Annotated in this window: 11 protein-coding genes; 9 read left to right on the forward strand and 2 right to left on the reverse strand. The window is 73.7% G+C overall.

The window, feature by feature from the left end; genetic code table 11:
- Positions 1-3 precede the first annotated feature (3 nt).
- The 3 genes from ACWEJX_RS11330 (at position 4) to ACWEJX_RS11340 (ending at position 2,655) form a co-directional block, all read left to right on the forward strand.
- Positions 4-555, forward strand: a complete 552-nt coding sequence (locus tag ACWEJX_RS11330) for a cupin domain-containing protein (RefSeq protein ID WP_451607238.1) — start codon at positions 4-6, stop codon at positions 553-555.
- An 89-nt stretch (positions 556-644) separates the two neighbouring features.
- Positions 645-1,811, forward strand: coding sequence for a cytochrome P450 (locus ACWEJX_RS11335; protein ID WP_451607239.1), 1,167 nt, complete (start codon positions 645-647; stop codon positions 1,809-1,811).
- Between the two features lie 67 nt (positions 1,812-1,878).
- Complete coding sequence (locus ACWEJX_RS11340) at positions 1,879-2,655, forward strand: GNAT family N-acetyltransferase (protein WP_451607240.1); 777 nt, start codon at positions 1,879-1,881, stop codon at positions 2,653-2,655.
- On the opposite strand, the gene ACWEJX_RS11345 is transcribed toward ACWEJX_RS11340, so the two are convergent.
- Complete coding sequence (locus tag ACWEJX_RS11345; protein ID WP_451607241.1) at positions 2,652-3,497, reverse strand: pentapeptide repeat-containing protein; 846 nt, start codon at positions 3,495-3,497, stop codon at positions 2,652-2,654. The genes ACWEJX_RS11340 and ACWEJX_RS11345 overlap by 4 nt on opposite strands.
- Positions 3,498-3,600: 103 nt before the next feature.
- Here ACWEJX_RS11345 and ACWEJX_RS11350 point away from each other — a divergent pair, with 103 nt between their 5' ends.
- The gene (locus ACWEJX_RS11350; protein ID WP_451607242.1) at positions 3,601-5,121 is read left to right on the forward strand and encodes an alpha/beta fold hydrolase; all 1,521 of its coding nucleotides are present in this window, start codon (positions 3,601-3,603) and stop codon (positions 5,119-5,121) included.
- Here the strand turns inward: ACWEJX_RS11350 and ACWEJX_RS11355 are convergent.
- The gene (locus tag ACWEJX_RS11355) at positions 5,118-6,740 is read right to left on the reverse strand and encodes an acyl-CoA synthetase (protein ID WP_451607243.1); all 1,623 of its coding nucleotides are present in this window, start codon (positions 6,738-6,740) and stop codon (positions 5,118-5,120) included. The genes ACWEJX_RS11350 and ACWEJX_RS11355 overlap by 4 nt on opposite strands.
- Before the next feature lie 171 nt (positions 6,741-6,911).
- Between ACWEJX_RS11355 and ACWEJX_RS11360 the strand changes: the two genes are divergently transcribed.
- From ACWEJX_RS11360 to ACWEJX_RS11380, 5 genes are all read left to right on the forward strand, one after another.
- Positions 6,912-7,715: a crotonase/enoyl-CoA hydratase family protein gene (locus ACWEJX_RS11360; protein WP_451607244.1), complete on the forward strand. Its 804-nt coding sequence runs from the start codon at positions 6,912-6,914 to the stop codon at positions 7,713-7,715.
- Between the two features lie 137 nt (positions 7,716-7,852).
- A complete protein-coding gene (locus tag ACWEJX_RS11365) occupies positions 7,853-8,815 on the forward strand; it encodes a Zn-ribbon domain-containing OB-fold protein (RefSeq protein WP_451607251.1) in 963 nt (320 codons plus the stop codon).
- Between the two features lie 8 nt (positions 8,816-8,823).
- The gene (locus tag ACWEJX_RS11370; RefSeq protein WP_451607252.1) at positions 8,824-9,885 is read left to right on the forward strand and encodes a thiolase domain-containing protein; all 1,062 of its coding nucleotides are present in this window, start codon (positions 8,824-8,826) and stop codon (positions 9,883-9,885) included.
- Positions 9,878-11,059: a thiolase domain-containing protein gene (locus ACWEJX_RS11375; RefSeq protein ID WP_451607245.1), complete on the forward strand. Its 1,182-nt coding sequence runs from the start codon at positions 9,878-9,880 to the stop codon at positions 11,057-11,059. The genes ACWEJX_RS11370 and ACWEJX_RS11375 overlap by 8 nt, the downstream gene beginning before the upstream one ends.
- Positions 11,060-11,123: 64 nt before the next feature.
- Positions 11,124-11,390, forward strand: coding sequence for a DUF397 domain-containing protein (locus ACWEJX_RS11380; RefSeq protein ID WP_451607246.1), 267 nt, complete (start codon positions 11,124-11,126; stop codon positions 11,388-11,390).
- Positions 11,391-11,454 lie beyond the last annotated feature (64 nt).

The raw sequence follows: 11,454 nt of genomic DNA on the forward strand, positions 1-11,454 counted from the left end.
ACGATGACCCTCAGCGGCCTCATCGTGCCTCCGGGGGAGGGCAAAACCCTGTCCACCCCGGCCCAGCACGTCACCTTCAAAGTCACCGGCGAGCACACCACCACCGCCTCCACCTTCGAGGTCGTCGTCCCGCCGGGCTTCGACGTCGGCGCCCACACCCACGGGCGCGCCGAGGAGCTGTTCTACCTCCTCGAAGGCGAGCTCGACGTGCTCGCCTTCGAACCCGAGGTGCGCACGGCCGACAGCTGGCACGGCTGGCGCTCGGCCGACGGCCGGCGAGCGGTACGGGCCACCCCGGGCACGCTCATGCTCGTCCCGCCGGGCTGCCCGCACGCCTTCGCCAACCTCACCGGCCGGCCCGCCCGCCTGCTCTTCCAGGTCGCGCCGCCCACGTACCACGAGACCTACTTCGAGGAGCTGATGGAGATCCTCGGCTCGGGCGGCCCGGTCGACCACGAGGCCATCGAACAGCTCCGCGTCCGCTACGACATCGAGCAGATCACCCCGCTCCGGCACGACGCCGTCGCCCAGGAGGGACGCCCAGCCGCGCCATGACCCGGTACCCCCACCCGTCCCCATCCCCATCCCCGTCCCCGTCCCCATCCCCGTCCTCGTCCCACGGCCCGGTCGTCCACGACTGGGCCGTGGCCCCGCTGCGCGGCGCCGACTTCGACCCGGTGCCGCACCGGCTCCTGCGCGAGGAGCCCGTCGCCCGGATCCGGCTCCCGTACGGCGAGGGCCACGCCTGGCTCGTCACCCGCTACGAGGACGTCAAGCAGGTCGCCGCCGACCCGCGGTTCAGCCGGGCGCTCACCGTCGGCCGGCCCATCACCAGCACCACCCCGCACACCCTCGCCCCGGCCGGCGGCGTCGGCCGCGCCGACCCGCCCGACCACACCCGGCTGCGCAGGCTCATCGCCCCCACCTTCGGCCGCCGCCGCATCACCGTCCTGCGCGACCGGACCACCCGCAGGGCCCGACGACTCGCCCTGCGCACCCTCGACGCCGGACCGCCCGCCGACCTCGCCGAGACCTTCGTCGGCCCGCTCTCCGCGACGGTCGTCGCCGAACTCCTCGGCGTCCCCGCCGCCGACCTCGACCGCGTCGAGGAATGGCGCGCCGGGCTCCTCTCCCACGACACCACCGCCGCCGAAGGCGAGTCCGTCAAACGGGAGATCGCCCGCTACTTCGCCGACCTCGCCCGCCACCGTGCCGAGCACCCCGCCGACGACCTGATCAGCGAACTCTCCGCGGCCCGCGCCGCCGGCGGCCTCAGCACCCCCGAACTGGTCTCCATGGCGGTCATGCTCACCCTCAACGGGCTCGACGCCGTCCGCAACATCGTCTGCACCATGCTGTACGTGCTGCTCACCCACCCCGAGCAGACCGCCAAGCTGCGCGCCGACCCCGCGCTGCTGCCCCGGGCCGTCGACGAGCTGCTCCGCTACGTCCCGCAGCGCAACGGCGTCGGCATGCCCCGGGTCGCCACCGAGGACGTCGAGGTCGGCGGCGTCACCATCCGGGCGGGCGAGGCCGTCCACGTCTTCTATCCCGCCGCCAACCGCGACCCCGCCGTCTACACCGACCCCGACCGGCTCGACCTCACCCGCGCCGAGGCCCCTCACCTCGCCTTCGGCCACGGCGCCCACTACTGCGCGGGTGCCCAGCTCGCCCGGATGGAGGCCGAGGTCATGCTCGCCACCCTGCTCGCCGGCTTCCCCGGCCTCTCGCTCGCCGTCCCGCCGGACCGGATCGCCTGGCGCACCGGCTCGGTCAACCGAGGCCCCGAGACGCTGCCCGTCACCTGGTGACAGGAGAGTCCTCGAACGGGCCGTAATCCAGTGGCGCCATGGCCTCGCCCGATGCTGGGGTGAGGCCATGGACCTCCACCAGACCCGTACCCTCTTCGACCGCCAGCTCCGCCTCGGCGCCCGCCCCGACGGGCCCGGCGCCCGCGTCGAACGCGACGGCCCCGTCGTCCGGCAGACCGGGCCGGCGCACGGCTGGAACGGCATCCTCTGGTCCGGTCTCGACGAGCACGACGCCGACGCCGCCATCGCCGCGCAGATCCGGCACTACCAGGCCGCCGGGCGTTCCTTCGAATGGAAGCTGTACGGCCACGACGGCCCCGCCGACCTGGCGGCGCGGCTGCGCGACGCCGGTTTCGCTCCCGAGGAGCAGGAGACCCTGATGGTCGCCGAGACCGCCGCCCTGCCCGCGCACGAGGGGCTGCCCGAAGGCGTCGAGCTGCGCGCGGTCACCGACGAGGCAGGGGTGGAGATGGTGGTGCGCGTCCACGAACTGGCCTTCGGCACCGACAGCTCCGCCCTCGGCCGCCGCCTGCTCGACCAGCTCGCCGAGGCTCCTGGCACGGTCGCCGCGGTCGTCGCCCTCGCCGACGGCGAACCCGTCAGCGCCGCCCGCCTGGAGCTCGCCGAGGGCAGCGACTTCGCCGGCCTGTACGGCGGCGGCACCGTCGAGGGCTGGCGCGGCCGCGGCCTCTACCGGGCCCTGGTCGCCCACCGGGCCCGTATCGCCGCCGCCCGCGGCTACCGCTACCTCCAGGTCGACGCTGCCGACACCAGCCGCCCGATCCTCGCCCGGCTCGGCTTCTCGGCGCTCACCACGACCACGCCCTATACGTACGAGTTCTAGCGCGTCCAGTGCGCCGGGCGTTCGAAGCCCCCGGGCAGGCGGGTGGCCGCGTCGCCGCGGGCCGAGTTGAGCTGCGGCTGGGTGAGGAACAGCGCGCCGGTCAGGTCCGCGCCCGACAGATCGGCGTCCCGGAGGTCCGCGCCGATCAGGTCCGCCAGCGAGAGGTCCGCACCGTTCAGGTCCGCGGCGATCAGCAGCGCCCCGCGCAGGTCCGCGCCGCGCAGCTTCGCCCCGCGCAGCCGGGCACCGATCAGGTCCGCGCCGCGCCTGCTCTTGGGCTTGCCCCCGGCCGCCGCCCGGACCAGCGCGCTGCTCTTCAGGAGCAGCGGATTGATCTCGGCCCGCACCGGGGCGACGTCCAGCTTCTCCAGCTCCGCCGCCGAGCCGTCCGTCAGCTCCGTCACCCGGGCCAGGGCCCGGTCCAGGTCGCGGTGGAGCGAGCGCGTGGCGGTGAGCGCCCGGGCCTCGGTGAGGTAGCGCAGCAGCTCGTGCAGCTGGCGCATCACGGGGAACACCTCGTACATCTGCCGGGCGCTGTCCGGCGCCTCCCGCCAGGACACCCCGCCGAAGGTGACCTGCGAGACCTTCTGGCCGGCGCCGAAGCAGTCGTACACCGTGCAGCCGCGGAAGCCGCTGTCCCGAAGGCGGGTGTGGATGCCGCAGCGGAAGTCGTCCTGGAGGTTCCGGCAGGGATCGCCCGAGGACTTGTTCACCGCGAAGTCGCTGGACTTCGCGAACGGGAGGGCCACACAGCAGAGCCCGAAGCAGTTCGCGCAGTCACCGCGCAGCTCGTCGTGGTGCGGCTCGTCGCGGTGCGGCTCGGCCTGACGGGTCTCGGACACGGTGCGGCGGGTTCCTTCGCTGGTGGGGGCGGACATCCCACCGTATCGCGCCCGGAGAGAACTCGATTGCCGCGCTCCTCACCGGACGGACATGATCGACGGCATGCCTCAGTTCACCACCCACGACGGAACCGAACTCTCCTACCGGACACAGGGCGAGGGTGAACCCCTGCTCGTCCTGCCCGGCGGGCCCATGCGCGACCCGGTCTACCTCGGCGACCTCGGGGGACTCGGCGCCCACCGCACCCTGATCGTGCTCGACCCGCGCGGCACCGGCGACAGCGCCGTCCCCGCCGATCCGGCGAGCTACCGCTGCGACCGTCAGGTCGCCGACGTCGAGGCGCTGCGCGCCCATCTCGGCCTGGAGCGGATCGATCTCCTCGGCCACTCCGGCAGCGGCAACCTCGCCACCCTCTACGCCGCCGCGCACCCCGGGCGGATCCGCTCCCTGGTCCTGGTGACCCCGGGCGGCCGGGCCGTCGGCGTCGGCGTCACCGACGAGGAGTGGGACAAGGCCGCCGAGGTCTTCGCGGACGAGCCCTGGTACCCGCAGGCTCGCGCCGCCCTGGAGGCCCTCGGCCCCGACACCCCTCAGCGGGAGGCCGCCCCGGTCGTCATGCCGTTCTCGTACGGCCGCTGGGACGAGGCCGCGCGGGCGCACGCGGCGGGCGTCGGCGAGGAGACCGACTGGGAGGCCGCCCAGGCGTTCTACGGGGAAGGCGCCTTCGACCCGGAGACGACGCGGGCCGCGCTGCGCGCCCTCGACGCGCCGGTCCTCGTCCTCGCGGGCGAGTACGACGGCGGCCCCACCCCGGCGAAGGCCGCCGAGATCGCCGCCTGCTTCCCGCGCGCCGAGGTCGTCGTGCAGCCGGGCGCCGGACACTTCCCGTGGGTCGACGACGCCGGCGCCTTCGTCCGCCCGGTCGCCGCCTTCCTCGACCCGGAGGTGCGCACGGTCCTCGTCGACGGCGTCCGGCTCGCGTACCGGGTCGGCGGACCGGAGGGCGCGCCGCCGGTCGTCCTGGTGCACGGCCGCGGCGAGAACAGCACCGACTGGGCCGGGATCGCCGCCGCGCTGCGTGCCGACCGGCGGGTTTATGCGCTCGACCTGCGCGGCCACGGACTCAGCGACCATCCCGGCCGCTACGGCTTCGACGTCTTCCGCGACGAGCTGGGCGGCTTCCTGAAGGCGCTCGGGCTGACCGGCGCCACCGTCGTCGCGCACTCGATGGGCGGCGCGGCGGCGTACCTCCTGGCCCAGCGCGAGCCGGAACTGATCGGCCGGCTCGTCCTGGAGGACGCCCCGGTCTTCTTCCCGCTCGACCCGCCGCGCGGCCCCGTGCCGCGCCCGGACGAGCCGCTCGGCCTCGACTGGGCGGTGGTCGGCGCGACCGACGCCCAGCTGAACGCGCCCGACCCGGCCTGGCGCACGGAGCTGCCGGCGATCACCGCGCCCACCCTGATCGTCGGCGGCGGCGAGCAGAGCCATCTGCGGCAGGACCAGCTCGCCTGGATGGCGGAGCAGATCCCGGACGCCCGCCTGGTCACCATCGCGGCCGGGCATCTGATCCACGCCACCCGGCCCGACGAGTTCCTCGCGGTCCTCAGGGAGTTCGGCGTCTAGGAGCCGTCGGCCTCCACCGCCACCGACCGGGCCCAGCGGTAGTCCGCCTTGCCGCTGGGCGAGCGCTGGATCCGGTCGGTGAGCACCAGCTGGCGCGGCACCTTGTAGCCGGCGAGCCGGGTGCGGCAGTGCGCCTGGACGGCTGCCAGGTCCAGCGGCGCGGCCCCGGCGCGGAGCTGGACGACCGCGGTCACATGACTGCCCCACTTCGGGTCGGGCACGCCGGCGACCAGCGCGTCGTAGACGTCCGGATGGGACTTGAGCGCCTGCTCGACCTCCTCCGGATAGACCTTCTCGCCGCCGGTGTTGATGCACTGCGAGCCGCGGCCGAGGACCGTGACGATGCCCTCCTCGTCGACGGTGGCCATGTCGCCGAGCAGCACCCAGCGTTCGCCGTCCTTCTGGAAGAAGGTCTCGGCGGTCTTCGCCGGGTCGTTGTAGTAGCCGAGCGGCACGTGTCCGCGCTGCGCGAGCCGGCCGATCCCGCCGACGGCGACGGGTTCGTGCGTGGCCGGGTCGACGACCTGGGTGCGCTCGTTGACGTGCAGCCGGAAGCCCTTCGCGGGCCCGGAGTCGTCGGTCGCCCGGCCGTTGGAACCGGACTCGGACGAACCGAAGTTGTTGAGCAGCAGCACGTTCGGCACGAGCGCCTGGAACTGCTCGCGGACGGTGTCCGACATGATCGCCCCGGAGGACGACACGCTGAACAGCGAGGAGAGATCGGTGCCCTTGAGCGGGCCGCGCAGGGCGTCGACGAGGGGCCGCAGCATCGCGTCGCCGACCAGCGAGACGCTCGACACCTTCTCCTTCTCGATGGTGCGCAGCACCTCCTCGGGCACGTACTTGCGGTGGATCACCACGCGCTGCCCGTAGTTGAAGGCGATGAACGAGGTGAGCGTGGACGTGCCGTGCATCAGCGGGGGAGTGGGGAAGAAGGTGAGCCCCGCACCGCCCGCCGCGACCCGCTCGGCCAGCTCCTCCGGGCGCTTGACCGGCTCGCCGCTCGGGTCCCCGCCGAACAGCCCGGCGAAGAACAGGTCCTCCTGGCGCCACATCACGCCCTTCGGCATGCCCGTGGTGCCGCCGGTGTAGATGACGAACAGGTCGTCGGCCGAGCGAGGCCCGAAACCGCGCTCCGGAGAACCGGCCGCCTCCGCGTCCGCGTACTCCACGCAGGGCAGTGGCGGTGCGTCCTCGGGCGGGGTCCCCACCCGCACGAGGTGCCGCAGCTTCTCCGTCTGCGGCAGTGCGGCCGCCACCCGCTCCGTGAACTCGGCGTCGAAGACGAGCGCGGCCAGATCGGCGTCCCGGTAGAGGTAGACCAACTCCTCCTCCACGTACCGGTAGTTGACGTTCACCGGGACGAGCCGGGCCTTGAGGCAGGCCAGCACGGTCTGGAGGTACTCGACCCCGTTGTAGAGGTGCAGGCCGAGGTGTTCGCCGGGCGTGAGGCCCGCGTCGATCAGGTGGTGCGCGAGCCGGTTGGCGGCGGCGTCGAGACCGGCGTAGGTGAGCCGGCGCTCGGCGCCGGTGCCGGGGTGGTCGACGTAGACCAGCGCCTCGCGGTCCGGGACCACATCGACGACCGATTCGAACAGGTCGGCAAGGTTGTACTCCACCGTTCCTCCTGATCCTGGCCCGCCAGCGACTCGGTCGGTCATTAGAGCGCCGATGGGGAGAGGTGGGAAGAGACCGCGCAGAAGAATCTGACTAGGTGTCAGAAAGCTATTGAAGTGGCCTGGCGACTCCTGCAACCTGTTCCAGAAATGGCGACGACGGGAGACGCAACGATGAGCGACGGCACCGAACACCTCACCGTGCGGCGCGAGGGCGCCACACTCGTCCTCACCCTCAACCGGCCCGAGGCCAGGAACGCGCTCTCGCTGCCGATGCTGGTCGGCCTCTACGACGGGTGGCTCGCCGCCGACGCCGACGACACCATCCGCTCCGTCGTCCTCACCGGCGCCGGAGGCACCTTCTGCGCCGGCATGGACCTCAAGGCCCTCGCCGGGGACGGCATGGCCGGCGACCACTACCGCGACCGCATGACGGCCGACCCCGACCTCCACTGGAAGGCGATGCTGCGCCACCACCGCCCGCGCAAACCCGTCATCGCCGCCGTCGAGGGCCACTGCGTCGCCGGCGGCACCGAGATCCTCCAGGGCACCGACATCCGCGTCGCCGGCGCCTCCGCCACCTTCGGCCTCTTCGAGGTCCGCCGCGGCCTCTTCCCCATCGGCGGCTCCACCGTCCGCCTCCCGCGCCAGATCCCCCGCACCCACGCCCTCGAAATGCTCCTCACCGGCCGCCCCTACCCCGCGGAGGAGGCCGCCCGCATCGGCCTCATCGGCCGCGTCGTCCCCGACGGCCAGGCGCTGGAGACGGCGCTGGAGATCGCCGACCGCATCAACGCCTGCGGCCCGCTCGCCGTCGAGGCCGTCAAGGCGTCCGTCTACGAGACCGCCGAGATGACGGAGGCGGACGGGCTCGCGGCGGAACTGAAGCGCGGGTGGCCGATCTTCGCCACGGCGGACGCGAAGGAGGGCGCGAAGGCTTTCGCGGAGAAGCGGACGCCGGTGTACCGGCGCGAGTGAACCTTCCCCCCACCCCGCCCCTTCCCGAAACCGGGGCTCCGCCCCGGACCCCGTACGGCCTGCGGCCGTGTCCTCAAACTCCCCCTACGCCTGGCGGCGTGGGGGGACCCCCAGACGGGCTGAACCTGGAGGTCCTCATGCCCCCCGCCCCCGAAACGCTCCGCGCCCCCCTCGTCGTCGAGTTCCCCTTCACCCGCTCCCTCGGGCCCGTCCAGTCCGCGTTCCTCACCGGGCTGCGCGAGCGCGTCGTCCTCGGCGTGCGCACCGAGGCCGGACGGGTGCTCGTGCCGCCCGTCGAGTACGACCCCGAGACCGCGGCCGAGCTGCGGGAGCTGGTCGAGGTCGAGGCCACCGGGACCGTGACCACCTGGGCGTGGAACGCCGAGCCAAGGCCCGGGCAGCCGCTCACGACCCCCTTCGCCTGGGTGCTCGTACGGCTCGACGGAGCCGACACCGCGCTGCTCCACGCGCTCGACGCGCCCCGGCCCGAGGACGTGCGGACCGGGATGCGGGTCCGGGTGCGCTGGGCCGAGGAGCGGCACGGCGCCATCACCGACATCGCGTGCTTCGAGCCGTACGACAGCGCCATGGCAGAACCACGGCCCCGACCGCGCCCGCACGACGGCGTGTTCGCCGAACCCGTCACCGGCATCGTCGCGCCCGCCCGCCTCGACTACACCTACACCCCCGGCCGCGCCCAGAGCGCCTATCTCCACGCCCTCGCCGACCGGCGCACCGTCGGCGAGCGCTGCCCGTCCTGCGCCAAGGTGTACGTGCCGCCGCGCGGCGCCTGCCCCACCTGCGGCGTCGCGACGACCGACAAGGTCGAGGTCGGGCCGCGCGGGACCGTGACCACGTACTGCATCGTGAACATCAAGGCGCGCAACCTCGACATCGAAGTCCCGTACGTCTACGCCCACATCGCCCTCGACGGCGCCGGCCTCGCGCTGCACGGCCGGATCGCGGGCATCCCGTACGACCAGGTCCGGATGGGCCTGCGGGTGGAGCCGGTGTGGACCGAGGGCGGCCGCTATCCGGACCACTACCGCCCCTGCGGCGAGCCGGACGCCGACTACGACACGTACAAGGAGCTGCTGTGAGCGCCGCCATCCGCGACGTGGCGATCGTCGCCTTCGCCCAGACCGACCACACCCGCCGCACCGACGACCTCTCCGAGGTCGAGATGCTGATGCCGGTGCTCCACGAGGTGCTCCGGCAGACCGGACTGAAGACCTCCGACATCGGCTTCACCTGCTCCGGCTCCTGCGACTACCTCGCCGGCCGCGCCTTCTCCTTCACCATGGCCCTCGACGGCGTCGGCGCCTGGCCGCCGATCTCCGAGTCGCACGTGGAGACGGACGGCGCCTGGGCGCTGTACGAGGCATGGGTGAAGCTGCTCACCGGCGAGGCCGACACCGCGCTCGTGTACGCCTACGGGAAGTCCTCGCCCGGCTCCGTGCGCGACGTGCTGACCCGCCAGCTCGACCCGTACTACGCGGCGCCCCTGTGGCCCGACTCCGTCGCCCTCGCCGCGCTCCAGGCCCGCGCCCTGATCGACGCGGGCGAGACCGACGAGCCCGGCCTCGCGGCGATCGCCGCCCGCAGCCGCCAGGACGCCGCCGCCAACCCGCACGCCCAGCTGCCCGGGGCCCGCCCGCAGGGCGACTACGTCGTGGCGCCGCTGCGCACCGGCGACTGCCCGCCGGTCGGCGACGGCGCCGCCGCCGTCATCCTCGCGGCGGGCGACCGGGCCCGGGAGCTGTGCGCCCGGCCCGCCTGGATCACCGGCATGGACCACCGCATCGAGGCGCACGCGCTGGGCGTGCGGGACCTCACCGACTCGCCCTCCACCCGCCTCGCGGCCGAGCGCGCCGGCGCGTACGACCCGGCCGCCGGACGGCCCATCGACACGGCCGAACTCCACGCGCCCTTCACCTCCCAGGAGGTCGTCCTGCGCAAGGCGCTCGGCCTCGGCGACGACGTCCGCGTCAACCCGTCCGGCGGCGCGCTCGCCGCCAACCCGATGATGGCCGCCGGACTGATCCGGCTCGGCGAGGCCGCCGCCCGGATCCACCGCGGCGCCTCCGACCGCGCCCTGGCCCACGCCACCTCCGGGCCCTGCCTCCAGCAGAACCTGGTCGCCGTCCTGGAAGGGGACTCGCATGAGTAAGGCTGTGACATCCAAAGAGAGGGTAGCCGTCGTCGGCATCGGGCAGACCAAGCACGTCGCCGCCCGCCGGGACGTGTCGATCGCCGGACTCGTCCGCGAGGCCGCCCGAAGGGCCCTCGACGACGCCGCGTTGACCTGGGCGGACGTCGACGCCGTCGTCATCGGCAAGGCGCCCGACTTCTTCGAGGGCGTGATGATGCCGGAGCTCTACCTCGCCGACGCGCTCGGCGCCGTCGGCAAGCCCATGCTCCGGGTGCACACCGCGGGCTCGGTCGGCGGCTCCACCGCCCTCGTCGCCGCCAACCTGGTGGCCGCCCGGGTGCACCGCACCGTCCTCACCCTCGCCTTCGAGAAGCAGTCCGAGTCCAACGCCATGTGGGGCCTGTCGCTGCCGGTCCCCTTCCAGCAGCCGCTGCTCGCCGGCGCCGGCGGCTTCTTCGCCCCGCACGTGCGCGCCTACATGCGCCGCACCGGCGCGCCGGACACGATCGGCTCCCTCGTCGCGTACAAGGACCGCCGCAACGCGCTGAAGAACCCGTACGCCCATCTCCACGAGCACGACATCACCCTGGAGAAGGTGCAGTCGGCGCCGATGCTGTGGGACCCGATCCGTTACTCCGAGACCTGCCCGTCCTCCGACGGGGCCTGCGCCATGATCCTCACCGACCGGACGGGCGCGGCCCGTTCGCCCCGGCCGCCGGCCTGGGTGCACGGCGGGGCGATGCGCAGCGAGCCGACCCTCTTCGCCGGGAAGGACTTCGTCTCGCCCCGGGCCGGCCGCGACTGCGCCGCCGACGTCTACCGGCAGGCCGGCATCACCGACCCGCGCCGCCAGATCGACGCGGTCGAGATGTACGTGCCGTTCTCCTGGTACGAGCCGATGTGGCTGGAGAACCTGGGCTTCGCCGCCGAGGGCGAGGGCTGGAAGCTCACCGAGGCCGGCGTCACCGAGATCGGCGGCGACCTGCCCGTGAACCCCTCCGGCGGTGTCCTGTCCACCAACCCCATCGGCGCCTCCGGCATGATCCGCTTCGCCGAGGCGGCGCTGCAGGTCCGCGGACAGGCCGGCGAGCACCAGGTCGAGGGGGCGCGCACGGCGCTCGGACACGCGTACGGAGGGGGCGCGCAGTTCTTCTCGATGTGGGTCGTGGGCGACCGGCCGCCCACCGGATGAGGGTCTGTCCGCACCCCCGGCCGCTCGCTACGCTGAGGCCCCACGGCGCGAGAGGAGCAGGGACGTGACGGACAGCACCAGCACCCTTACCGGTCGGCACGCCTTCAGGGAGGGCGGGGGCACGGGGCGGAGCGCGCCCGAACTCGACCTGTCACGCGCCGAATGGCGCTCCGGCAGCCAGGGCGTCGGTGACGTCGAGATCGCGTTCGTCGAGGGCTTCATCGCGATGCGCAACGGGCGGCGGCCGGAGGTGCCGTCGCTCGTCTTCTCCCCGGCGGAATGGCGGCCGGTCGTGGTGAACGCGCGCGCCGGGGGGGTGGAGCTGAAGTGAGGGCCCAGCGCGACCCTGGCCCGCTGCGAGCCCGGATGGGGCCCGAACGCAACCCCCGCCGCGA

It is taken from the genome of Streptomyces sp. NPDC004788, assembly GCF_053601115.1.